The organism is Micromonospora sp. URMC 105, from assembly GCF_051386295.1.
GTDB lineage: Bacteria > Actinomycetota > Actinomycetes > Mycobacteriales > Micromonosporaceae > Micromonospora.
Genome location: NZ_JBPQTL010000094.1, coordinates 1 through 21,862 on the forward strand (window position 1 = coordinate 1; position 21,862 = coordinate 21,862).

The window sequence follows — 21,862 nt, forward strand, 5'->3', positions numbered from 1 at the left end:
ACCGCCCTGCGATCGGCGACGGTGCCCCGATGAGTTCCGACGGCCGGGACCCGCGCCACCGCGCCCGGCGGCGGGCCGGGGTGCGCCGGGGGCCGGTTCGCGGCGGAGCGTGACGGCAGCACCGGGTCGGGCCAGGCGTTGCGACGGGCCGGCGGGGCGGAGCCGTCGACCTTGGGGATGACCGCGGTCGGGTCGTCGCTCCGGTCGCGGTGGCGCGGGTCCCGGCCGTCGGAACTCATCGGGGCACCGTCGCCGATCGCAGGGCGGTGGAGTCCTCGAAGGCAGGCACGGTCACGGCGGAGACCGTCTCCTTGTAGCCCAGCTGATAGTGCTCGGCTGCCTGCTTGAACAACCCGACTCCCTGAGAGCCGGCGAGGGCCTGCTGGAGGGCAGCGGGATCGCCGATTGCTACGATCTTGAACGGTGGGGAGTACACCCGGCCGTGCAGCAGCAGGGTGTTACCCACGCAGCGTACCGCGCTGGTGGACAGTACGCGGACGTTCATGATTGACATGGCCTCCGCGCCGCCGGCCCAGAGCGCGTTGACCACCGCCTGCACGTCGCCCTGGTGCACGACGAGGTCGTCGTTGGTGGCGCCCTTGGGCAGGGTCTGGTCGTTCCGCCGGGGCGCGTCGTCGAGTTCGACGGTCACGCCCGGCCCGGAGAGCGCGGTGAACCCGGCCGCCTCCAGGCTCCGCTCGGCCCGGTCGCGCTGCTCCTTCACGGGACCGTCCGTGTCGGCCAGGGTGGCGGTCCGGCTCTCGACCTCGGCGCGCAGCCGGGCCGCCCGCAGCTCGCTGGCCGCCACCTGCTCGCGCCGGTCGGCGATGAGCTGGGTCAGCTCGGGCCGCCGGTCCTCCCGCAGGGCGGTGCCGCCGGCGGTGGTGGCGGTCGTGGTGAAGAGCAGCCCGGCCGCGGCGGCGATCAGCGGCACCCCGATCGACCAGCCCGGTCGCCGCTGCCGTGGACGCCGTGGCAGCAGCGCGGCGACCGCCCGTCGCATGGCCTTCTGCCAGGACGCCGCGCCGGATGTGTACTCCACCGAGCGTTCCTTCCGCCTCGTCTGGTTGATGCCCGCCATGACGGCGACGGGCGCGGATGCCCGGGGCGGGTTTCCCTCTTTCCGGTCACTCCGCGCACCGGCCTGACCCCATTCGTGGCTTGGACGGGCCGTCGGGACTACGCTAGCTGTCGAACATTATTGGCCATGGACCGTCGCCCCCGCGCCCGGTTGTCAGGCCGGACGAGGTCGTCACCCCCTCTGGAGAGCGTCGTGCCCAAGTCTCAGGTCCGCAAGAAGAAGGTGTACACCCCGCCGACGGACGTACGTCCGACGACGGCGGCGGCGACGCGCAAGCCTAGCCCGGTGTGGCTGCCCGCCACGGCGGTCGCGCTGATCGTGGGTGGCATCGGCTGGCTGGTGGTCTACTACCTCTCCGAGCAGGAGTTCCCGGTCGCCGCCTGGGGCTACTGGAACCTCGCGGTCGGCTTCGGCGCGATGGTCGGCTCGCTGATCCTGCTCTCCCGCTGGCGCTGAGCCCGCCCGGCGCTCCGGCGCCGGTCCGGGACGACCACGTCACCTTCGCGGAACCCTGCCCGGCGCTTCGGCGCCGGGCACCCTATGGTGTGCGCAGGGCGGCGTGGCCGGGTGCGACAAGACTCACGTTACTGCTGGGTAACCTTGCGCGTAGGCTGCACTGCATGACCGAGCGGAGCGAGGTCATCGACCGGTCCGGTCGAGGGTGCGGCAGCGGCGCGACGCCGGCTACGCCCTGACACCGGCCCCCGGTCGCCGAGCCGCTCGACAGGCAGCAGACCGGGAGGCCAACTCGATGGGCAGCGTCCAGATCGTCACCACGATCCTCGCGGCCGCCATCACCGCCGTGGCGGTGTGGCTTGCGGTGCGCGCGGTCATGAAGATGGTGGCAGTCATCCGGCTCGGACAACCGGCGCCGGAGCGGTTCACCGACAAGGTCGCCCGCACCAGGACCATGCTGGTGGAGACCGCCGGCCACACCCGCATGCTCAAGTGGGGCGTGGTGGGCGCCGCGCACTGGTTCGTGATGGTCGGCTTCGTCGTGCTGTCGCTGCTGGTGCTCGAGGCGTACTTCGAGGTGGTCACCCCGACCGGCGGGCTGCCGATCATCGGGCACTGGACGGTCTTCGGTCTGGCCACCGAGGTCATCGGCGTGCTGGGCCTGGTCGGCATCCTGGTGCTGATGGCGATCCGGCTGCGCAACCGGCCCACCCGGCCGGGCGGTCGGTCCCGGTTCACCGGCTCGACGATGTGGCAGGGCTACTTCGTCGAGTGGATCGTGCTGCTGGTCCTGATCTTCGGGTTCGTGATCCGGGGCTTCAAGGTCGCCACCGACCACTTCGAGTACCCGCTCTGGGCCACCCCGGTCAGCCACGCGGTCGGGGCGGTGCTGCCCGACTGGCAGGACGGGGCCAGCGTCGCCGCGCTCATCAAGATCGCCATCTCGATGACCTGGCTGATCGTCATCTCGCTGAACGTGACCATGGGTGTCGCCTGGCACCGCTTCCTGGCGTTCCCCAACATCTTCTTCAAGCGCGAGCCGGCCAAGCCCGCCGGCTCCGGTCTCGGCGCGCTGCGCCCGATGACGAGCAACGGCAAGCCGCTCGACTTCGAGGAGGCCGACCCGGAGAAGGACCAGTTCGGCGTCGCCCAGGTCGAGCAGTTCAGCTGGAAGGGCCTGCTGGACTTCAGCACCTGCACCGAGTGCGGCCGCTGCCAGTCGCAGTGCCCGGCCTGGAACACCGGCAAGCCGCTGTCGCCGAAGCTGCTGATCCTGAGCCTGCGCGACCACGCGTACGCCAAGGCGCCGTACCTGCTGGCCGGCGGCGGCAAGGACCTCACCGGCGAGGAGAAGGCCACCGCCGCGCAGCTCGCCCACATGGACGTGCTGGCGCTGGCCGAGGCGGACAAGCCGCTGATCGGCACCGCCGCCGAGGGCGGCGTCATCGACCCCGACGTGCTCTGGTCCTGCACCACCTGCGGCGCCTGCGTCGAGCAGTGCCCGGTCGACATCGAGCACGTCGACCACATCGTCGACATGCGTCGCTACCAGGTGCTGATCGAGTCGAGCTTCCCGTCCGAGGCCGGCGTCATGCTCCGCAACCTGGAGAACAAGGGCAACCCGTGGGGCGCCCCGCAGAACACCCGCGAGGACTGGACCAAGGGCCTCGACTTCGAGGTCCCGCGGGTCGGCGAGGTCGACGACTTCGAGTACCTGTTCTGGGTCGGCTGCGCCGGCGCGTTCGAGGACCGGGCCAAGAAGACCACCCGGGCGGTCGCCACGCTGCTCAACGAGGCCGGCGTCTCCTTCGCCATCCTCGGTGAGGGGGAGACCTGCTCCGGTGACCCGGCCCGCCGGATCGGCAACGAGTTCGTCTTCCAGATGCTCGCCCAGCAGAACGTCGAGACCCTGAACGAGGCGTTCGAGGGCCGGGAGAAGGCCAAGCGCAAGATCGTGGCCACCTGCCCGCACTGCTTCAACACCCTGGGCAACGAGTACGGCCAGCTCGGCGGCGAGTTCGAGGTCGTGCACCACACGCAGCTGCTGGCGCACCTGGTCTCGACCGGCAAGCTCACCCCGGTGCAGCCGGTGGACGGCGGGGTCACCTACCACGACCCCTGCTACCTGGGCCGGCACAACCGGGTCTTCGCCGCTCCGCGTGAGGTGCTCGGTGACGCCATCCAGGGCGAGCTCACCGAGATGCCGCGCAACAGCGAGCGCTCCTTCTGCTGCGGCGCCGGCGGCGCCCGGATGTGGATGGAGGAGAAGATCGGCAAGCGGATCAACGTGGACCGGGTCGAGGAGGCCATGTCCACCGGGGCGAAGACGGTCGCCGTCGGCTGCCCGTTCTGCTCGACGATGCTCAACGACGGGGTGAACGGCAAGGGCGCCGGCGAGCAGGTCGAGGTCATCGACGTGGCCAGCGTGCTGCTCCGCTCGGTCAAGCCCGAGCAGACCCAGGGCGACAAGGAGACCGAGCCGGTCGCCGGCTGAGGCGTACCCCCGGATCACCGGGCGCACGACGGCGGCGGCACCCACGAGGTGCCGCCGCCGTCGTCGTCGCAAGGACCGGCGGCGCCCACCGACCGCCTGGCGTGAAGTCGTGCCCCGCGGGCGGCCGTGGAACAATCTCGCTCATCGACGGCCTGTTGCTCGGCGCGCTGTTGCCCCTGGTCGGCTTCGTCCTGCTGACCGCCGGCAACGCGTTCTTCGTCGCGGCCGAATTCGCCCTGGTCACCGTCGACCGGGCGGAGATCGACCGGCGCGCCGACGCCGGGGACGGCGCGGCGACCACGGTACGCACGGCACTGCGCGAACTCTCCTTCCAGCTCTCCGGGGCGCAACTGGGCATCACGCTCACCGCGCTGCTCACCGGCTACCTCGCCGAGCCGGCGCTGGCCCGGCTCGTCGCCCCGCTGCTGCGGCCGGTGGGCGGGGCGGACCGGTTCAGCCCGCTGCTCGCCCTGGCCCTGGCCACGCTGATCTCCATGCTCTTCGGCGAGCTGGTGCCGAAGAACCTCGCCCTGGCCCGGCCGATGCCGGCCGCGCTGGCCACCGCCGGCCCGATGCACCGCTTCTCCCGGACCTTCGGCTGGCTGATCCGGGCGCTGAACGGCTCGGCGAACCGGCTGGTCCGGGCGCTGGGCGTCGAGCCGCAGGAGGAACTGGCCAGCGCCCGCTCCCCGGAGGAGCTGGGGCTGCTGGCGGCCATCTCGGCCCGGGCCGGTGCGCTGCCGCCGGACACCGCCATGCTGCTGCGCCGCACGATCCGGTTCGGCGACAAGCGGGCCGCCGAGGCGATGACCCCGCGGGTCGACGTGGTCGCGCTGCGCGCCACCGCCACCGTGGCCGAGCTGCTGGAGGCGTCCCGGCAGACCGGCCGGACCCGCTTCCCGGTGTACGAGGAGACCCTCGACCTGGTCACCGGGGTAGCCGGGGTGCCGGACGCGCTCGGGGTGCCGCTGGCCCGGCGCGACTCGACCACCGTGGCGGCGGTGGCCCGGGAACCGGTGTACGTGCCGGAGAGCCTGGACCTCGACGGCGTGCTGGCCGCGCTCAAGGACGCGGGCGCCGACCTGGCCATCGTGGTCGACGAGTACGGCGGCACCGACGGCGTGGTGACCACCGAGGACCTGGTCGAGGAGCTGGTCGGCGAGATCGCCGACGAGTTCGACCCGGACGCGGTGGACGACGCCGGTGCGGTTGAGCTGACCGTGCCGGGCGGGGAACGGACCGTCCTGCTCGACGGGGTGCTCCGCGAGGACGAGCTGGCCGAGCAGACCGGCTTCCGGCTGCCCGAGGGCCCGTACGAGACGCTGGCCGGGTTCCTGATGGCCCGGCTGGGTCACATCCCGGTGCCCGGCGAGACGGTCGAGGAGTCCGGGTACGAGTTCACCGTGGTCGAGGTGGAGCGGCACCGGATCGAGCAGGTCCGGGTGCTGCGCCCGGAGGAACCGGACGGCGATGAGTGACCTGCTGATCGCCGTGGCGTTGCTGCTCGGCAACGCGTTCTTCGTGGGCAGCGAGTTCGCGCTGATCGCGTCTCGCCGTACCGTGGTCGAACCGCTCGCGGCGACCTCCCGGCGGGCCCGCTGGGCGCTGTCCGCGATGAACCAGATCCCGCTGATGATTGCCGGGGCGCAGCTCGGTATCACGGTCTGCTCGCTGGGGCTCGGGGCGATCGCCGAGCCGGCCCTGGCGCACCTGCTGGAACCCGCCTTCCACGCCCTCGGGCTGCCGGCCTCGGCGGTCCACCCGCTGTCGTTCCTGATCGCCTTGGCGGTGGTGGTCTTCCTGCACACCGTGGTCGGCGAGATGGTGCCGAAGAACATCACCCTGGCCGGGCCGGAGTTGTCCGCGCTCTGGCTCGGGCCGGCCATGCTGGCGTTCTGCCTGGCGACCAAACCGCTGCTGGTCGCGATGAAGTGGGCGGCCCGCAAGGTGCTCCGGCTGTGGCGGGTCGAGGCGACCGAGGCGGTGAAGACCGTGTTCACCGCCGAGGAACTGGCCGGGCTGGTGTCGCAGGCACGTACCGAGGGACTGCTGGATGCCGAGGAGCACGCCCGCATCACCGGCGCGCTCGCGCTGCACCGGCGGACCGCCGCCGACGCCCTGCAGTCCTGGTCGACGGTGACCACGGTGGCCGAGGACGTCTCTCCGGCGTCGCTGGAGGTGCTGGCTACCCGGACCGGCCGGTCCCGTTTCCCGGTGGTGCAGCGGTCGACCCGCCGGGTGCTCGGCTTCGTGCACGTCAAGGACGTGCTCGGGTACGCCGGGGCGGCCCGCCGGGCACCGGTGCCGGCCGACGTCTACCGGCCGCTGGCGGTGGTGCCGCCGGACCGTACGCTGGCCGACCTGCTGCTGGCGATGCGGCGCGAGCGGCGGCACATGGTGCTGGTGAGCGACGGCCGCCGGCCCCTCGGTGTGGTGACATTGGACGATGTATTGACCGCCGTCGTTGGAAAATGAGCGCACACCCTTTGTGTGCAAGTGGTGGCGCAGATGTGATGGTGCAATGAGCCACCTTGAATTCGGCCCGGCGCTTCCCTAATGTGGGGCACCGACCGCTGTGGGTCGTCTGCCTCCGTCTTCCCCTCAGCGAGGCGCCCGGCGGTCGGTCGCTAAGGAGTCGGTGCCGGTGGCAACCATGCCCCCTCATCGTCACGCCCAGGGTCGCCCGTCCGGCCTGCGACGGGTCGCCCGCCGCCTGCTCACACTGGTCGCCGCCGTCGCTGTCGGCGCCGGGATGTTCGCCGTGCCGGCACACGCCGCGCCGACGCCCGAGGAGATCGAGGCGGCGATCGACAAGCAGTGGGAACAGCTCGAGCCGACCATCGAGCAGTACAACAAGGTACGCGCGCAGCTGAAGGTCAACCGCAAGAAGTCGGCGGAGCTGGAGAAGAAGATCCAGCCGCTGGCCCTGCAGACCGAGCTGGCCATGAACCGGGTCGGCGACCTCGCCTCCCGCTACTACATGACGGGCCCCTCGCAGGACGTCAGCGCGCTGCTGGTCAGCGTGAAGCCGGGCACCCTGACCGAGCAGCTGACCATCCTGGACCGGCTCGCCTCGCAGGAGCGCAAGGAGCTCCAGGTCGTCATCGACGCCCGGAAGAAGTACGACGGCGAGAAGCAGAAGCTCGACGCGCTGATCGCGGCGGAGGTCAAGCAGGAGAAGGAGCTGGCCGCCAAGAAGTCGCAGATCAACGCCGAGATCAAGCGGCTGCAGGCGTCGATGCCGAAGACGGTCGTCAAGGTGGCCGGCTGCCCGACCATCAAGGGCGTGGTGAGCACCGCCGCGCAGACCGCCATCCGGGTGGCCTGCCAGCAGGTCGGTGACCCGTACGTCTGGGGTGCCGACGGACCGGACTCCTTCGACTGCTCCGGCCTCACCCAGTACGCCTACAAGGCCGCCGGGATCTCCCTGACCCACCACACCGGCGCCCAGTGGAACGAGGGCAAGTCCATCCCGCGCTCCGAGGCCCGCCCCGGTGATCTGGTCTTCTTCTTCAGTGACCTGCACCACGTCGGCCTCTATCTCGGTAACGGGCTGATGGTCCACGCGCCCCGGACCGGCAAGCCGGTCCAGGTCGCCAGCATCGACTACATGCCGGTCGCCGGCTTCCGACGGCCGAACTGACCCGACCCGCCGCGAACCCCCGGTCATCCGACCGGGGGTTCCGCGTATCCCCGACGCCGGGCGGCATGGCGGGTTGCGAATCGATAACGGCCGTCTACTCTGGTCCTTTGTCGGCCGCCGACAGGTCCGTCCATCCCGGGCGGCAGCGGCCGGCACCGCCGAGTCGCCTCCGGGCGAGCCGGGGACCCAGGTACGCCGGGGTGAATCCGCAACCACTGCGGTAGGGCGCTCCCTTCCCGCCCGAACCCGTCAGCTAACCCGGTAGGCGGTCGACGGAAGAAGGAGTCCGGAGCCCGGTGGCACACCATGCCCCGCGGCCACCGTCGTACCGGTCGACCCAGGTCGCCCGGCGGACGGCTGCGCCGCGCCCACGCTGGTCCCGCTTCACCACCGTCCTGGCTGCGCTGGCCGGCGCCGCCGTCGTCCTGACCGGTGCGCCCACGGCGGCCCACGCCGACCCCTCGGTCGCCGAGATCGAACGGCAGATCGACCAGGACTGGAACAGGCTCGAACCGATCATCGAGCAGCACAACGCCACCCGTCAGGACCTGGCCGCCAAGCGCCGGCAGGCCGACGCGCTGGCCCGGCGGATCGAACCGCTGCAACTCCAGGTCGACCTCGCGATGAACCAGGTCAGCGGCCTCGCCGCCGAGGCGTACAAGGGAGAGAACGTCTCCGCCGTCAACGCCCTGCTCGGCAGCGCCTCCCCCACCGAACTGGTCGACCAGCTCGAACTGCTCGACCGGTTCGCCGATCGGCAGCAGCGCGACGTGCGCGCGGTCAAGGACCTGCGGGACAAGCTCGCCGCCGAGAAGGCGCCGCTGGACGAGATGGTTGCCCAGCTGAGCCGCACCGAGGCCCAGCTGGCCGCGAAGAAGAAGCAGATCAACACCGAGATCGACCGGCTGCAGAAGCTGCGGCTCAAGGTCTACGGCAGCGGTGGCGGCGGCAAGCTGCGCCCGGCCCCGTGCCCGGCCGGCTACCCCGGCGGCCCGGCCGGGACGGCGGTGAAGTTCGCCTGCGCACAGATCGGCAAGCCGTACGTCTGGGGCGCCGAGGGCCCCAACTCGTACGACTGCTCCGGGCTGATGCTCGCGGCCTGGGCGAAGGCGGGCGTCTCGCTGCCGCACAACGCCCGCCAGCAGCGCCAGGTCACCGCCCGGGTCGGCCGGGCCGACCTGCGCCCCGGCGACCTGGTCTTCTACTACGCCGACCTGCACCACGTCGGCATGTACGTCGGTGGCGGCTGGGTGGTGCACGCCTCCCAGGCGGGCCAGCCGGTCAAGATGAAGCGGGTCGACGACGGGCCGGTCAACAGCTACGGCCGGCCACGCTGACCGCTCGCCGGGCTCCCGGGGTGCCGGGAGCCCGGCGCGGCGTCAGCGGGTGGGCCAGGTGCGCCAGTGCTGCCAGGAGCGGCTCGGGGTCGGCCCGCGCTGGCCCTGGTAGCGGGACCCGTAGACGGCGGAGCCGTACGGGTGCTCGGCCGGGGACGAGAGCCGGAAGATGCAGAGCTGGCCGATCTTCATCCCGGGCCAGAGCGTGATCGGCAGGTTCGCCACGTTCGACAGCTCCAGCGTCACGTGACCGGAGAAGCCCGGGTCGATGAAGCCGGCGGTGGAGTGGGTGAGCAGGCCGAGCCGGCCCAGGCTGGACTTGCCCTCCAGGCGGCCGGCGAGCTGGTCGCCGAGCGAGATCACCTCCAGCGTGGAGGCGAGCACGAACTCACCCGGGTGCAGCACGAACGGCTCGCCCTCGGGGACCTCCACCATCGAGGTGAGGTCGTCCTGCTGGATCGCCGGGTCGATGTGCGTGTAGAGGTGGTTGTTGAAGACCCGGAAGAGCTTGTCGAGCCGCACGTCGATGCTGGACGGCTGCACCAGCGTGGGCTCGAAGGGCTCCAGCGCGAGAGTGCCCGCCTTGATCTCGGAGACCAGGTCGCGGTCGGAGAGCAGCATCGGCACACCATATCGAGCGGACCGGGTGACCTGCGTGTCGGACTACGCGTTCGTACACGTGTTCGATAGGATGTCCGTATGGCTTCCTGGTCCGAATTCGCCGCTGACGAGCCCCGACTCGCCGACGGGATCCGCCTTCTCATGCAGCAGTACGGGCCGGGCTTCGGCTACCTGGCCACCGTCCGCGCCGACGGCGGGCCCCGGGTGCACCCGGTCTGCCCGGTGATCACCGACGAGGGTCTGTTCTGCTTCGTCGTCGACTCGCCCAAGCGGCGCGACCTCGAACGCGACGGGCGGTACGCGTTGCACTCGTTCCCGCCGGAGGAGACCGACGACGAGGCGTACGTCGCCGGGCGCGCGCAACCGGTCACCGACCCGGCCCAGGTGGCGCGGGTGGCCCGCCTCGGCCGGGCGGCGCCCCAGGTCGACTGGCGACTCTTCGAGTTCAGCGTCGACGTGGCGATGCTGACCCGCCGCGATCAGGGCGGGCTCGGTCAGTTCGGCGAGGGGCGGGGGTCCTCCGCCGTCCAGGTCTGGCTCGACCCGGGTGCGGCCCACCGCGGCGGCGACGCCGCCGGCGTACCCGATCGGCGGCCGGCCCGCCGCGGCCGCCACGGTTTCGACACCCGCCGCCCGGCGGCCTGAACGCCGATGCCGGCCCCGTCTTGAGCGACGGAGCCGGCATCGGCGTCTGCTGAGGTGCTACGCCGCGCGGTAGGCGTTCCACGCGGTCAGCATGCGGCTCGCCTGACCAGCGGTGAACTGGTACATGCACGAGTCGTAGGTGTAGTCCATGAAGTTGGTGATCGGGTCCACGCCGGCCGTGGTGCAGGTGTCCCGCCCGGTCGGGCACTCGAACGCCGGCGACGCCTCGGCCGGGGTGTCGCTGACGCTGTCACCCGAGCCGGAGCAACCACCCTGGAAGGTGTGGTAGAGGTTCAGCCAGTGGCCTACCTCGTGGGTGCCGGTGTCGCCCTGGTTGTAGTTGGCGGAGGTGCCGCCGGGCAGCGACTCGCTGAGCACGACCACGCCGTCCATGCTGTTCAGCTTGCGCTGCGGGAAGGTCGCCCAGCCGAGCAGGTCGTCGCCCAGTTCGCCCAGGTAGACGTTGAGCGTGTTCTTGCCGCCCACGCGCAGCGAGGTCTTCATCGACCGCTCCGCCGAGGAGCCCTGCACGATCGGGTACCAGGACGGGTTGGTCACCCGGTTGATCTTCTGGAGCTGGAAGCCGAAGGCCGTGGCCGCGCCACCGGTGGCGCCGCTGTAGGCCTGGTTCAGCACGTTGATCTGCGAGGTGATCATCGAGTCCGGGATGTTGCCGCCGGCGCGGGTGGCGTCCCGCTGGATGACGTGCACCACGACCGGGATGGTGACAGTGGCCAACGGGGCGGCGGCCTGGGCGCCGGCCCGGAAGCTCGCCCGCTCGCGCAGCGCGGTGGCGAGGTCCGCCTCGCGCTCACGCACCTGCTTGGCGGTCAGCTCGTTGGGCTCGTGCTTGGCGATTCCGCCCTTTTTGATCCGGGCGTCCGAGTGCACGTCGGCCGGCTCGACGCAGGCTTCCGTCGGGGCGGCGGAGAAGGCGGAAGCAGCGGGTACGACACCCACCGCAGCGGTGCTGAGCAGCAGCGCGAGGGTCGTCGACGCGACGCCGGCGGTACGCCGGGTCAGCAGGTTGGGACGGAGTCCCATGGGCCCACCTCTTTCTGGCGGCGCGACAGGGGGTATGTCGCACCGTGGTCGAGAACGTGGGGGTGACGTTACAACCGATCGACAGATTTGAGAACGATCATATGTTGCCGCTGTGAAACTTTTCGCTCTCCATCGATACGTAGCGCTCAAGATCGATTACTGGGAGCGGGGCTCCGGGCGTGGCGGGGGTACCTGGGTGCACGGCGGCGGTCACCTCGGGTACAGTGGTGCCGCCTGCGGGTGTAGTTCAATGGCAGAACATCAGCTTCCCAAGCTGACAGTGCGGGTTCGATTCCCGTCACCCGCTCCAGCGTGAGGCCCCAGCTCAGGACAGGTTTCCTGGCTGGGGCCTCAGTCGTTGCTACCGCTTCTTGCGCTGGCCGTGCCCGCTACGTGCCCGATCCCTGCTCTGCTTGATCTGTGAGCTGAGCGCGTCAGCGATGTGCTCGTCACGCTCGCGGGCGGTGTGCTGGTAGATCATCGCGGCGCGGGTCGACGCGTGGGCCCATCCGGGCCTGGCACGTCGTGGCCGGGGCAGGCGACTCCGAGACAGGCAACGTGCTCCGGTGGCAGTTCGACAGCGAGAGGAAGCCCCGCAGATGGTGAAGCGTCTCGTCCAAGCCGACGGTGGGCAATGGCGTGAGCACACCGGCGACGTGGCCACGCAGCCCCCGAGGTGAGGCCGGCCGGCTGCAAGCGGTGTCGGGCCGCGGAGACTGCGCGACAGGCCAGTCGGGACCCTGGCGACACTCCGCCGAGTGTCGATGGAGCTGGGCGTGGTGGAGCAGCGGCACCAAGTCGAATTGGAGCCCTCGACGCCTCCTGTCATGCTGACGCGCATGCAGTCGAGAGCGTGGCTCAACAAAGATCATGACTTTGCACCAGGCAAGGAATTGTTCCGGTCCGAACGCAACTTTAGTGTGTGGGCCTACTCTCTGAGCCACAGTCAGTTGCTGCTCCGCACACGAACGGTGGCAGTCCCCGGGCACCGCGAGTCGCGAATCGATCTCCTGTTCAAGCCAGTCGACGCGATGAAGACGCGGATGGACTACGACGGCTTGGTCCTACGGTGTGCCACCACTGAGGAGCACGAGCGCATCCTGCGCGAGACCGGCCGCACGGCCGATCACAACAGAGCCTTCATCATCATGTCGGGCGATTCGCTGGACTACGTGGTCTCAGCGGCCGTCGGCTGGCAGGAAGACGATCAGGAAGACCGCGATCCCAGCGCCCTCGCCTTCTTCGTAGGTGCAACGGACCCCACCCAGCTATTGCCCTCCGACTTGCCCGTCTCTTGGAGCGCGACCCAAGCAGCGCAGTTGCGTGACTAAGTCCGCCGTCGCCAGAAGTGGTCAGCAGGTCGGCCGAGTTGAAGACCTCTCTCGCCTAAGGGACCGGCACTCGGTGGAGCGTCACCTGGGTCCCCGGACTGGTCTGCCACGTAGGTCCTGAGACCAGTCAGGCCGGCTGCCGACGGTCTAGAACTGCCGGAGGTTGTTGACACTTTGGGTCTCTGATCGTTGGAGATTCCGTGCCCCCATCGCTCGAACAGCAGCGGGATCGCCAGGCCCGGCGACGGCTGGCGATCCTGCGCCATGCGGAAGAGATCAGCGGCAACGTGGCAAAAACCTGCCGCTACTACGGCATCAGCCGCACCCGGTTCTACATCTGGCAGCGCCGCTACCAGGAAGAAGGACTTGCGGGGCTGCGCGACCGCTCCAGCCGGCCGCATAACAGCCCGAGGGCCACCCACGCTGACGGCATGGCGAACGGCCCGGCGCTGCTGTCGGAGGCCCGGATGCTGGCGGTGGCGGCCGAGCATCCGCTGGTCGACGCCGAGTCGGTCTCCCTGGAGGCCCTCGCCGATCACCCCGTGGTGCAGTACCCGGCGGTGACCTCGGCGGAGTTCAAGCGGGACCGCACCCCGGACCGCACGCCGTCCGGCCGTCCGGTGCCGAAGGGGCCGGTCGGCAACACCTTCTCGGAGATGCTGTCGCTGGTGGCGATGGGCCGAGGGGTGCTGCCGGTCGGCGAGCACACCCGGCGGTACCACCCGCGTCCGGACATCGCGTACGTGCCCATCCGCGACGCGCCGCCGATCCAGCGCGGCCCGGTCTGGCTGGAGACCAACACCACCGAGCGGGTACGCGAGTTCGTCCGCGCGGCGGCGGACACCACGCAGCGGCGGTGACTGGCAGGATGCCCGGCATGCGGGTGCTGGCGGAGATCCGGGCGCTGGTCGAGTCGATCGTGCCGCTCGACGAGCTGGAGGCGGCGCACCGCGCGCAGTGCCTGGACTGGCTCGCGGCGACCGACGACGTCTTCCGCCGGGTGAAGCCCCGCACGCCGTCGCCGCACCTGGTCGCGTACTTCCTGCTGCGTGATCCCGCCGACGGCGGTGTCCTGCTGGTCGACCACCGAAGGCCGGGCGGTGGCTGCCCACCGGCGGTCACGTCGAGCCCGGGGAACACCCGGCCCAGACGGTACGCCGAGAGGTGGTGGAGGAGCTGGGCGTGCCGGCGGTCTTTGCGCCGGTGCCGGGCGAACGCCCGCTCTTCATGACCGTCACGCCGACGGTGGGCCCGCCCGAGGACCGGCACGTCGACGTGAGCCTCTGGTACCTGCTGGAGGGCCGCCGGGATCAACCGCTCACCCCCGACCCGGAAGAGTTTCACGCCGTGCGGTGGTGGACGCCGGCTCAGGTGGCCGCAGCGGACCCGGCCACCCTCGACCCGCACCTGCCCCGGATGATGACCAAGCTGGCCCTGGCCTGACCGGAGGCTCAGCCGACGACCAGCGTTGAGATACAGATGATCGATATATGAACAGACCGTGTCGGCTGGCCCCGGCCGCCTCGGGCCGTACCCTGGCGGTCATGCGGATTGGCATCGTGATCCTTCCCGACCAGCGCTGGTCGGAGTCGCAGCGCCGCTGGCGCCAGGCGGACGAGTGGGGCTTCGACCACGCCTGGACCTATGACCACCTGGGCTGGCGCGACCTGGTCGACGGCCCCTGGTTCGACTCCATGGCCACCCTGACCGCCGCCGCGACGGTGACCTCACGAATCCGGCTCGGCACGCTGGTCGCCTCGCCGAACTTCCGGCATCCGGCCGCCTTCGCCCGGCAGGTCACCGCCCTCGACGACGTCTCCGCCGGCCGGGTGCTGCTCGGCCTCGGGGCGGGCGGCATCGGCTTCGACTCGGCGGTGCTGGGCGGCGAGACCCTGCCGCCCCGGCAGCGGGTGGACCGCTTCGCCGAGTTCACCGAGCTGCTCGACCTGGTGCTGCGGGAGGACGGCACCACCTGGCGCGGCGACTGGTTCGCCACCGTGGACGCCCGCAACAACCCGGGCTGCGTGCAACAGCCCCGGGTGCCGTTCGTGGTGGCCGCGAACGGTCCCCGGTCGATGCGGCTGGTGGCCCGCTTCGGCCAGGGCTGGGTCACCACCGGCACCGATGCCGAAGACCTGACGAGCTGGTGGGACGGGGTGGGGCAGCTCTGCTCCCGGCTGGACCAGACGCTGGACGCCGCCGGCCGGGACCCGGCCACCCTGGACCGCTACCTGTCGCTGGACTCGGCGCCGGCCTTCTCGCTGAGCAACGCCGACTTCTTCGCCGAGCAGGTGGCCCGGGCGGCGGCGCTCGGCTTCACCGACGTGATCACGCACTGGCCCCGGGCCAGTAGCTGGTACGCCGGCGACGAGGCGGTCCTGGTGGACGTCGCCACCCGCCTCCTGCCCGAGCTGCGCACCGCCTGAGCCGGGCGCGGGGCGTACCTCAGGTACTGAGGTCTCCGGTGGCGACGCCGCCGTCGCCCGCGGAGACCAGCCGGAAGCGGAGGCAGACGATCTCGGTGTCGTCGGTGACCGGGGTGCCGACGCGCGCCCAGTAGGCGGCGTGCCCCTCCCGCCACTCCTCGATCGAGCGGTCACCCTCACCCTCGGAGCGGGCGAAGTCCCATCCGACGTCGGCGAAGCGGACCACCTCGACGCCGGTGACCTCGACGACTCCGGCGAGCGCGTCGGCGTCGTCCACCAGGACGAGTCGTTCGCCGACGTGCTCCAGCTCCTCGCCCTCCTCGGCGTACTCGGTGAGCAGCCCGGCGGTCGCCGTCTTCACCCCGGCCAGCACCAGCGTGTTGAGGTTGGTCCGCATCGGCCCCGGGGTGCCGAGGGCGAGCGCGCGGAGTTCACCGATGCGAGGCCACATCCTGCCGAGGTTACCCAGCGCCGATTCCCCGTCGTCGGGAATTGGCGTCGGTGGCTACGGTGAGGGCCGGCTGAAGGAGACCGACGATGGTGGACCGACGCGCTGTGCTCATCCCCGGCCGGGCCTACGACACCCGGTATCCGTTGTTCGCGTACACCGGCGAGGTGCTGCGGCGGACCGGCTTCGACGTCCACGAGATCACCTGGGCGGTGCCGGAGCGCTTCGCCCCCGACCGGGACGGCCCGGCCGCGGCCGTCGAGTGGGTCGTCGAGCAGGTCGATCAGGCCCTGGGTGAGCGGACCGACCTGCTGGTCGGCAAGTCGCTCGGCTCGCTGGCCGCCCCGCTCGCCGCTGACCGTGGGCTCCCCGCGGTCTGGCTGACCCCGCTGCTGCACCGGCCCGAGGTGGTCGACGCGCTGGGCCGGGCGGAGGCGCCGTTCCTGCTGGTGGGTGGCACCGCCGATTCCTCGTGGGACGGCGCGGTCGCGCGTCGGCTCACTCCGCACGTGCTGGAGATCCCGGACGCCGATCACGGGATGCTGGTGCCCGGCCCGCTGGCCCGCTCGGCCGAGGCGCTGGGCCGGGTCTGCACCGCGGTGGAGGAGTTCGTTCAGATCAGCTGACCGGCGTATCCGGCGGCGGCGAGCACCCGTTCGTCGCCGGTCGCCGCGTGTGCGTCGAGCACCGCGTCGGCCAGCTTGACCACGTGCGCGTCGCCGTGGCGGGCGGCCCGGGCGAAGACCTCCGCCGGGGTGCCGGGGGTGACCGCCGGGATCGCGGTGCCGCGCGGCGGGGCGTACACGGCGGTCACCGCCGCCGTGGCGGACCACGCCGCGGTGAGGCTCGGCGCCCAGAGCGCCGGATCGAGCGCCGGCAGGGTCCGCAGCACCGCCGTGGGCGCGGTCACCGCGTGCACCAGCATCACCGGGTCCTCGTGCCCGTATCGCAGATAGTCCAGCGCGGCCCGGTGCACCAGCGCGACCAGCCCCCGCTCCGCGTCGGCGGGCGTCCGCGCCGGGCGCGGCGCCGCCACCGCCCCCTCCCACCCGGGTACGCCCGGCAGCCGCGCGAGCCGGTCCCGGATGCCGCCGGTGCGGTCGTCGAGCCGGGGTACCGAGGTCAGCGCGGTGGCCGCGTCGGGACCGTCCGGGCGGGACACCGCGTCGAGGCGCAGCCCCGGCACCGGCTGCCAGCGGGCCGCCCAGTAGCCGAGGGCCTGACCGAGTTCGGTCAGCCGGTCCGGGCCGGCTCCGCCCTCGCGCAGCGCCCGGACGGCGTGGCCGACCCGGATCACGCCGTGGGTCGCGCCGGCCGCGATGCCGGGCAGCAGCCGGGGCCACCAGGTGCCCAGCACCTCGGGCCAGGGGTGCTCGCGCAGCTCCCGGTCGAAGTGTGCGAGCCAGTCGCCGGCGCGTCCCGGGTCACCGAGGGCCTCCCGCCAGTCCTCGATCCGTCGCCGGCCGCGCGGCAGTTCGTCGAGTCGGCGCAGGTAGTCGTCCAGCCAGCGGTGCACGCTCCGGTCGTGCCCGCGCCGGACCAGCGCCTCGACCGTCATCGGTCCGTGGTTGGAGAGCCAGCCCTCGAACTCGGGGCCGGTGCGGTGCAGCCGTCGGTACGCCTCGTCCAGGATGTCGTGGTCCATGCGCCGATCGTCGGACCTCAAGCGCGCTTCAGGTCAAGGGTGCAGCCGGGCGGCGTCGAGCAGCCCGTGCAGGCGGAGTTCCCGGGTCACCTCCGGCGGGCAGTCCCGCACCACGGCCGAGGCGCCGAGCCAGGTGGCGCCCCGGGCGGCGCAGATCTCCCGGATCGCCCGTAGCTGCGCTCCGGTGGCGACCCAGTCGTCCACCGCCAGCACCCGGTCGTCCGGCCCGAGTCGCCGGTCCACGACGGCCAGGTCCACCTGTCGGCCGCGGAAGTCCGACTCACTGCGGGCCCAGGTGAGCGGACCGGCCGGCAACCGGCCGTCGCCCGGCTTGTGTGCCGGGACGAACCCCACCCCGAGGGCGGTCGCGGCGAGCGGACCGAGCATCAGCCCGGTGACGGCCGGGGCCACCACCACGGTCGGCCGGGCGTCGCGGAACGGCGCGACCAGCGCCGGCCCGAGTCCGGCCAGCACCTGTGGGTCCCGCCACCAGCCGGAGACGTCGCTGACCAGGTGGCTGCTGCCCGGGCCCGGATCGACCCAGCGGAACAGCTCGGTCAGCCGTCGGCGCAGCTCATCGGGCATCCGTCCATCCTCGCCCAGCACCGCCACCCGGGAGTCGCTGGCCCGTCCGGCCCCCGTGACCTCGGATGATCGGATACACGTATCGCTGCAATACGGGCCATACCACCATGATGACGTTGACTTCGGAAGTGCTTCTCTCGTTACGGTCCGACCCGGTTTGTTCAGCTGACGAAAGGACCGGTCCGGTGGCTGGTAGGCACTCCCGTACCCGCATGTTCTCCTCGCCGGCCGGTATCGCCGCCACCGCCGCCGTGGGCGTCGCGCTCGCCGTCGGCGGCACCGTCGGCGCCGTGCAGCTGGCCTCCGGCGAGGCGGCGGCCCCCGTCGTCGCCGACACCGTGCCGGCCGCGGTCAGCCCCAGCGCCACCGTATCGCCGAGCGCGACCGCCAGCCCGTCGCCGACCGTCACGGCCAGCCCGAAGGCCACCCGGTCGGCCCAGGCGGCCTCGCGCGCCCGGACCCGCACCGCCGCGCCGAAGCCGAGCGCGACGAAGAAGGCCGCCCCGAAGGTCACCGTGGTGCAGAGCGGCTCCTGCGGCGCGTCCTTCTACGCCGAGGGCCAGCTGACGGCCAACGGCGAGAACTTCAACCCGAACGCGCTGACCGCCGCGCACAAGACCCTGCCGTTCGACACCCGGGTCCGGGTCACCAACCCGGCCAGCGGCAAGTCGGTGACCGTCCGCATCAACGACCGTGGCCCGTTCATCGAGGGGCGCTGCCTCGACCTGTCCCGGGCCGCGTTCGAGACCATCGCCTCGGCGAGCCTGGGTGAGCTGACCGTCAAGTACGAGGTCCTCGGCTGACGGCGATCGGCCCGTCATGACCGACCGGCCGGTCGGAACACCCTCAATCGACGGGTCAGGTTCATTCACCGGTGCACGTCCATCAGGCATGCTGTCCCTCGTACGCACGCATGCCTTCCAGACGGGCCGCGGCCCGCTGAGTCCCGGATCCCGCGCCGGCGTCGGCGCGGCCCTAAGCCTGCTCACGATCATCTCGGTGGCGGAGCTGGCCGACGGGCGGGAGGCGCACTACGTGGCGCTGATGATGGGCGCCCCCCTGCTGGCGGCGGCCTTCGCCTCCTGGCGGGTGGTGCTCGGGATCGGCCTGGTCGCCGTGGTGATCGGGTCCAGCTTTGCGCTGGCCGAGCCCACCGCGTCGCTGGTCACCGCGGTCGGCCTCGCCGGGATCGCCTTCGGCAGCGGGGTCGCGGCGGCGGTGGCGGCGCTGCGGCAGCGGCAGGCCGAGCAGATCGCCGGGCTGTCCAAGCTGGCGTCGGTCGCCCAGCAGGCGGTGCTGCGGCCGCTCGGGCCGCAGGTGGGCACGCTCGCGGTGGCCGGGCGGTACATCTCCTCGACGGCCACCGCGGAGATCGGCGGCGACCTCTACGAGGCCATCGACACCCCGTACGGCGTGCGGATGATCATCGGGGACGTCCGGGGCAAGGGGCTGGACGCGGTCCGGCTGGCGAGCATCGTGCTGGGGTCGTACCGGCACGTCGCGTACGAGCGGGCCGACCTGCGCGCGGTGGTGGCCGACCTGGACCGGGCGGTGGCCCGCAACGTGGGCGACGAGGACTTCGTCACGGCGGCCGTGGTGGAGGAGCGGGGCGGCACGCTGACCATCGTCAACTGCGGCCACCCGGCACCGCTGCTGCTGCGCCGGGGCGCGGTGATCCCGCTGGAGCCGCCCGCACCCGCGCCGCCCCTGGGCTTCATGCCGGTGGTCCGACCCCGGGTGGAACGGCTGGAACCCGGCGACCGGCTGCTGCTCTTCACCGACGGGCTCGGTGAGGCCCGGCGCGACGGGGAGTTCTTCCCGACCGCCGACCGGGCCTGGCGGCTGCTCGGGCACGGCACGGTCGGCGACGGGCTCGCCTCACTGGAGACCGCGCTCGTCGAGTGGGTGCAGGGCCGGCTGGACGACGACATCGCGCTGGTCCTGATGGAGTACACCGGCTCGCGTACCGGCGCGACCGTACCGGTGCCGAGCTGGGAGGTCGGCGCGGCGGAGGCGTGAGTCGCCCCGTCCTTCGCCGTCCCGTCGCCTCATCGAACGAGAGCTGAACCACAGGTGTGTAATCGCCGTCACTTCCCGAATCGGCTTGTCGGTGGCTACCGGTGAGTAATACAGTCTGGGTTACTGATCGGTAACACCTGTCCGGAAGCGGGGCCAGCGAGCATGACCCACTACAAGAGCAACCTTCGGGACCTCGAGTTCAACCTGTTCGAGGTCTTCGGGGCGGACCGGACGTTCGGCCAGGAGCCGTACTCGGACCTGGACGTCGACACCGCCCGCAGCTTCCTCTCCGAGGTCGACCGCCTGGCCCGCGAGGACCTCGCGGCCAGCTACACGGACAGCGACCGCAACCCGCCGGTCTTCGACCCGGCCACGCACACCGCGCCGCTGCCGGAGTCGTTCAAGAAGTCGTACCAGGCGTTCATGGACTCCGAGTTCTGGCGGCTGGACCTCCCCGAGGCCCTCGGCGGCACCAACGCCCCGCGGGCGCTCTGGTGGTCGCTCGCCGAGCTGGTGCTGGGCGCCAACGCCCCCATCTGGATGTACGCCTCCGGCCCGTCCTTCGCGCACGTGCTGCACGTCGAGGGCACCGAGCAGCAGAAGAAGTGGGCGCGGCTCTTCATCGACAAGCAGTGGGGCTCCACCATGGTGCTCACCGAGCCGGACGCCGGCTCGGACGTGGGTGCCGGTCGGACCCGGGCGATCCAGCAGCCGGACGGCTCCTGGCACATCGAGGGCGTGAAGCGCTTCATCACCTCCGGCGAGCACGACCTGAGCGACAACATCGTCCACTACGTGCTGGCCCGTCCGGTCGGCGTCGAGGGCGTCGGCGGCCCGGGCACCAAGGGCCTGTCGCTCTTCGTGGTGCCGAAGTACCACTTCGACGAGAACACCGGCGAGCTGGGCGAGCGCAACGGCGTCTACGCCACCAACGTCGAGCACAAGATGGGCCTGAAGGTCTCCAACACCTGCGAGGTGACCTTCGGCGAGCACGGCGTGCCGGCCAAGGGTTGGCTGCTCGGCGAGAAGCACGACGGCATCCGCCAGATGTTCATGATCATCGAGTACGCCCGGATGATGGTCGGCACCAAGGCGATCGCCACCCTCTCCACCGGCTACCTGAACGCCCTGGAGTACGCGAAGAACCGGGTGCAGGGCGCCGACCTGATCCAGCAGGCCGACAAGACCGCCCCGCGGGTGACCATCACCCACCACCCGGACGTGCGCCGTTCGCTGCTGCTGCAGAAGTCCTACGCCGAGGGCCTGCGCGCGCTGGTCTGCTACACCGCCAGCTGGCAGGACAAGGTCGCGATCGCCGAGGCGGCCGGTGACGAGAAGGCCACCAAGCTGGCCAAGCGGGTCAACGACCTGCTCCTCCCGCTGGTCAAGGGCGTCGGCTCGGAGCGCGCGTACGAGCTGCTGGGGCACGAGTCGCTGCAGACCTTCGGCGGCTCCGGCTTCCTGCAGGACTACCCGCTGGAGCAGTACGTCCGGGACGCCAAGATCGACACCCTGTACGAGGGCACCACCGCGATCCAGAGCCTCGACCTGATCTTCCGGAAGATCGTCCGGGACAACGGCAAGGCCCTGATGGCGGTCGCCGGCGAGATCCAGGAGTTCATCGCCACCGAGGCCGGCAACGGTCAGCTCAAGGAGGAGCGGCAGGCGCTGGGCAAGGCGCTCGCCGAGATCCAGACCATCCTGGGCGTGATGACCGGCTGGCTCGCCGAGGCGCAGGGCGGCGACGCCCGCAACCTGTACAAGGTCGGCCTGAGCAGCCGTCGCTTCCTGCTGGCCATCGGCGACCTGGTCGTCGGCTGGCTGCTGCAGAAGCAGGCGGACGTGGCGCTGCGCGCCCTGGCCGGCGAGGTCTCCACCGCCGACAAGGCGTTCTACACCGGCAAGGTGGCCGCCGCCCGGTTCTTCGCCCGCGAGGTGCTGCCCCGCATCGGTGCCGACCGGCGGATCATCGAGGGCACCGACCTGGAGATCATGGACCTCCCGGAGGAGGCGTTCTGATCCCCTCCGGTCTGATCGTCCCGATCCGACCCTGACGGCCGCGGCCGGCGAGCTCACGCTCGCCGGCC

At 71.5% G+C, this 21,862-nt stretch carries 21 protein-coding genes, 1 tRNA gene, 2 pseudogenes and 1 riboswitch; of the genes and pseudogenes, 17 read left to right on the forward strand and 7 right to left on the reverse strand.

From position 1 onward, the window contains the following. Together ACSNN7_RS23635 and ACSNN7_RS23640 are read right to left on the reverse strand one after the other, a co-directional pair. Positions 1-239: pseudogene (locus ACSNN7_RS23635) on the reverse strand (hypothetical protein); the annotation flags it as partial. Next, a complete protein-coding gene (locus tag ACSNN7_RS23640) occupies positions 236-1,042 on the reverse strand; it encodes a DUF881 domain-containing protein (RefSeq protein ID WP_436683130.1) in 807 nt (268 codons plus the stop codon). The gene ACSNN7_RS23640 and the pseudogene ACSNN7_RS23635, both read right to left, overlap by 4 nt. Before the next feature lie 231 nt (positions 1,043-1,273). On the opposite strand from ACSNN7_RS23640, the gene ACSNN7_RS23645 reads away from it, so the two are divergent. The 6 genes from ACSNN7_RS23645 (at position 1,274) to ACSNN7_RS23670 (ending at position 9,011) form a co-directional block, all read left to right on the forward strand. Continuing rightward, positions 1,274-1,537: a cell division protein CrgA gene (locus tag ACSNN7_RS23645; RefSeq protein ID WP_436683131.1), complete on the forward strand. Its 264-nt coding sequence runs from the start codon at positions 1,274-1,276 to the stop codon at positions 1,535-1,537. 295 nt (positions 1,538-1,832) lie between these two features. Continuing rightward, positions 1,833-4,031, forward strand: a complete 2,199-nt coding sequence (locus tag ACSNN7_RS23650; RefSeq protein ID WP_436683132.1) for a (Fe-S)-binding protein — start codon at positions 1,833-1,835, stop codon at positions 4,029-4,031. Positions 4,032-4,201: 170 nt separating this feature from the next. Then, entirely contained in the window at positions 4,202-5,509 is a 1,308-nt protein-coding gene (locus ACSNN7_RS23655) for a hemolysin family protein (RefSeq protein WP_436683147.1), read from the forward strand. Continuing rightward, the gene (locus tag ACSNN7_RS23660) at positions 5,502-6,506 is read left to right on the forward strand and encodes a hemolysin family protein (protein WP_436683133.1); all 1,005 of its coding nucleotides are present in this window, start codon (positions 5,502-5,504) and stop codon (positions 6,504-6,506) included. The genes ACSNN7_RS23655 and ACSNN7_RS23660 overlap by 8 nt, the downstream gene beginning before the upstream one ends. Positions 6,507-6,669: 163 nt before the next feature. Beyond that, the gene (locus tag ACSNN7_RS23665) at positions 6,670-7,674 is read left to right on the forward strand and encodes an NlpC/P60 family protein (protein ID WP_436683134.1); all 1,005 of its coding nucleotides are present in this window, start codon (positions 6,670-6,672) and stop codon (positions 7,672-7,674) included. A gap of 146 nt (positions 7,675-7,820) precedes the next feature. Continuing rightward, a riboswitch (cyclic di-AMP (ydaO/yuaA leader) is annotated at positions 7,821-7,957 on the forward strand. Between the two features lie 13 nt (positions 7,958-7,970). Then, a complete protein-coding gene (locus tag ACSNN7_RS23670; protein ID WP_436683135.1) occupies positions 7,971-9,011 on the forward strand; it encodes an NlpC/P60 family protein in 1,041 nt (346 codons plus the stop codon). Positions 9,012-9,053: 42 nt separating this feature from the next. On the opposite strand, the gene dcd is transcribed toward ACSNN7_RS23670, so the two are convergent. Next, positions 9,054-9,632, reverse strand: coding sequence for a dCTP deaminase (gene dcd, locus ACSNN7_RS23675; protein WP_091100187.1), 579 nt, complete (start codon positions 9,630-9,632; stop codon positions 9,054-9,056). A gap of 78 nt (positions 9,633-9,710) precedes the next feature. On the opposite strand from dcd, the gene ACSNN7_RS23680 reads away from it, so the two are divergent. Next, positions 9,711-10,277 carry a pyridoxamine 5'-phosphate oxidase family protein gene (locus ACSNN7_RS23680; RefSeq protein WP_436683136.1) on the forward strand — a complete coding sequence of 189 codons (567 nt, stop codon included), beginning with the start codon at positions 9,711-9,713 and terminating at the stop codon, positions 10,275-10,277. Between the two features lie 57 nt (positions 10,278-10,334). On the opposite strand, the gene ACSNN7_RS23685 is transcribed toward ACSNN7_RS23680, so the two are convergent. Then, the gene (locus tag ACSNN7_RS23685; RefSeq protein WP_436683137.1) at positions 10,335-11,321 is read right to left on the reverse strand and encodes a zinc metalloprotease; all 987 of its coding nucleotides are present in this window, start codon (positions 11,319-11,321) and stop codon (positions 10,335-10,337) included. Between the two features lie 236 nt (positions 11,322-11,557). On the opposite strand from ACSNN7_RS23685, the gene ACSNN7_RS23690 reads away from it, so the two are divergent. From ACSNN7_RS23690 to ACSNN7_RS23715, 6 genes and pseudogenes are all read left to right on the forward strand, one after another. Beyond that, positions 11,558-11,631 (forward strand) — tRNA-Gly (locus ACSNN7_RS23690). Between the two features lie 448 nt (positions 11,632-12,079). Continuing rightward, complete coding sequence (locus ACSNN7_RS23695; protein WP_436683138.1) at positions 12,080-12,652, forward strand: hypothetical protein; 573 nt, start codon at positions 12,080-12,082, stop codon at positions 12,650-12,652. Between the two features lie 200 nt (positions 12,653-12,852). Continuing rightward, positions 12,853-13,080: pseudogene (locus ACSNN7_RS23700) on the forward strand (helix-turn-helix domain-containing protein); the annotation flags it as partial. 3 nt (positions 13,081-13,083) lie between these two features. Beyond that, entirely contained in the window at positions 13,084-13,512 is a 429-nt protein-coding gene (locus tag ACSNN7_RS23705) for a LysR substrate-binding domain-containing protein (protein WP_436683148.1), read from the forward strand. 244 nt (positions 13,513-13,756) lie between these two features. Further along, complete coding sequence (locus tag ACSNN7_RS23710; protein WP_436683149.1) at positions 13,757-14,095, forward strand: NUDIX domain-containing protein; 339 nt, start codon at positions 13,757-13,759, stop codon at positions 14,093-14,095. A 47-nt stretch (positions 14,096-14,142) separates the two neighbouring features. Next, positions 14,143-15,078, forward strand: a complete 936-nt coding sequence (locus tag ACSNN7_RS23715; protein ID WP_436683139.1) for an LLM class flavin-dependent oxidoreductase — start codon at positions 14,143-14,145, stop codon at positions 15,076-15,078. Between the two features lie 19 nt (positions 15,079-15,097). Here ACSNN7_RS23715 and ACSNN7_RS23720 read toward each other — a convergent pair whose 3' ends face one another. Beyond that, positions 15,098-15,529, reverse strand: a complete 432-nt coding sequence (locus ACSNN7_RS23720; protein WP_436683140.1) for an ASCH domain-containing protein — start codon at positions 15,527-15,529, stop codon at positions 15,098-15,100. Between the two features lie 86 nt (positions 15,530-15,615). Here ACSNN7_RS23720 and ACSNN7_RS23725 point away from each other — a divergent pair, with 86 nt between their 5' ends. Further along, positions 15,616-16,152 carry an alpha/beta hydrolase gene (locus ACSNN7_RS23725; RefSeq protein WP_436683141.1) on the forward strand — a complete coding sequence of 179 codons (537 nt, stop codon included), beginning with the start codon at positions 15,616-15,618 and terminating at the stop codon, positions 16,150-16,152. On the opposite strand, the gene ACSNN7_RS23730 is transcribed toward ACSNN7_RS23725, so the two are convergent. Both ACSNN7_RS23730 and ACSNN7_RS23735 read right to left on the reverse strand, forming a co-directional pair. Next, positions 16,140-17,171, reverse strand: a complete 1,032-nt coding sequence (locus ACSNN7_RS23730; RefSeq protein WP_436683142.1) for a questin oxidase family protein — start codon at positions 17,169-17,171, stop codon at positions 16,140-16,142. The two genes, ACSNN7_RS23725 and ACSNN7_RS23730, sit on opposite strands and share 13 nt — an antisense overlap. A 33-nt stretch (positions 17,172-17,204) precedes the next feature. Next, positions 17,205-17,756 (reverse strand): phosphoribosyltransferase, encoded by a 552-nt coding sequence (locus ACSNN7_RS23735; RefSeq protein ID WP_436683143.1) that lies wholly within the window; start codon positions 17,754-17,756, stop codon positions 17,205-17,207. Between the two features lie 185 nt (positions 17,757-17,941). Between ACSNN7_RS23735 and ACSNN7_RS23740 the strand changes: the two genes are divergently transcribed. The 3 genes from ACSNN7_RS23740 to ACSNN7_RS23750 all read left to right on the forward strand — a co-directional run bounded on the left by ACSNN7_RS23740 (position 17,942) and on the right by ACSNN7_RS23750 (position 21,794). After that, entirely contained in the window at positions 17,942-18,559 is a 618-nt protein-coding gene (locus ACSNN7_RS23740; protein WP_436683144.1) for a septal ring lytic transglycosylase RlpA family protein, read from the forward strand. Positions 18,560-18,647: 88 nt separating this feature from the next. Then, complete coding sequence (locus ACSNN7_RS23745) at positions 18,648-19,775, forward strand: PP2C family protein-serine/threonine phosphatase (RefSeq protein ID WP_436683145.1); 1,128 nt, start codon at positions 18,648-18,650, stop codon at positions 19,773-19,775. A 162-nt stretch (positions 19,776-19,937) separates the two neighbouring features. Continuing rightward, positions 19,938-21,794, forward strand: a complete 1,857-nt coding sequence (locus ACSNN7_RS23750) for an acyl-CoA dehydrogenase (protein WP_436683146.1) — start codon at positions 19,938-19,940, stop codon at positions 21,792-21,794. Positions 21,795-21,862 lie beyond the last annotated feature (68 nt).

Coding starts and splice junctions, on each gene's coding strand:
- ACSNN7_RS23750 (WP_436683146.1), top strand. CDS start 19,938: ATGACCCACTACAAGAGCAACCTTCGGGACCTCGAGTTCAACCTGTTC.
- ACSNN7_RS23685 (WP_436683137.1), bottom strand. CDS start 11,321: ATGGGACTCCGTCCCAACCTGCTGACCCGGCGTACCGCCGGCGTCGCG.
- ACSNN7_RS23725 (WP_436683141.1), top strand. CDS start 15,616: ATGGTGGACCGACGCGCTGTGCTCATCCCCGGCCGGGCCTACGACACC.
- ACSNN7_RS23660 (WP_436683133.1), top strand. CDS start 5,502: ATGAGTGACCTGCTGATCGCCGTGGCGTTGCTGCTCGGCAACGCGTTC.
- dcd (WP_091100187.1), bottom strand. CDS start 9,632: ATGCTGCTCTCCGACCGCGACCTGGTCTCCGAGATCAAGGCGGGCACT.
- ACSNN7_RS23735 (WP_436683143.1), bottom strand. CDS start 17,756: ATGCCCGATGAGCTGCGCCGACGGCTGACCGAGCTGTTCCGCTGGGTC.
- ACSNN7_RS23715 (WP_436683139.1), top strand. CDS start 14,143: ATGAACAGACCGTGTCGGCTGGCCCCGGCCGCCTCGGGCCGTACCCTG.
- ACSNN7_RS23745 (WP_436683145.1), top strand. CDS start 18,648: ATGCTGTCCCTCGTACGCACGCATGCCTTCCAGACGGGCCGCGGCCCG.
- ACSNN7_RS23720 (WP_436683140.1), bottom strand. CDS start 15,529: ATGTGGCCTCGCATCGGTGAACTCCGCGCGCTCGCCCTCGGCACCCCG.
- ACSNN7_RS23680 (WP_436683136.1), top strand. CDS start 9,711: ATGGCTTCCTGGTCCGAATTCGCCGCTGACGAGCCCCGACTCGCCGAC.
- ACSNN7_RS23730 (WP_436683142.1), bottom strand. CDS start 17,171: ATGGACCACGACATCCTGGACGAGGCGTACCGACGGCTGCACCGCACC.
- ACSNN7_RS23705 (WP_436683148.1), top strand. CDS start 13,084: ATGGCGAACGGCCCGGCGCTGCTGTCGGAGGCCCGGATGCTGGCGGTG.
- ACSNN7_RS23650 (WP_436683132.1), top strand. CDS start 1,833: ATGGGCAGCGTCCAGATCGTCACCACGATCCTCGCGGCCGCCATCACC.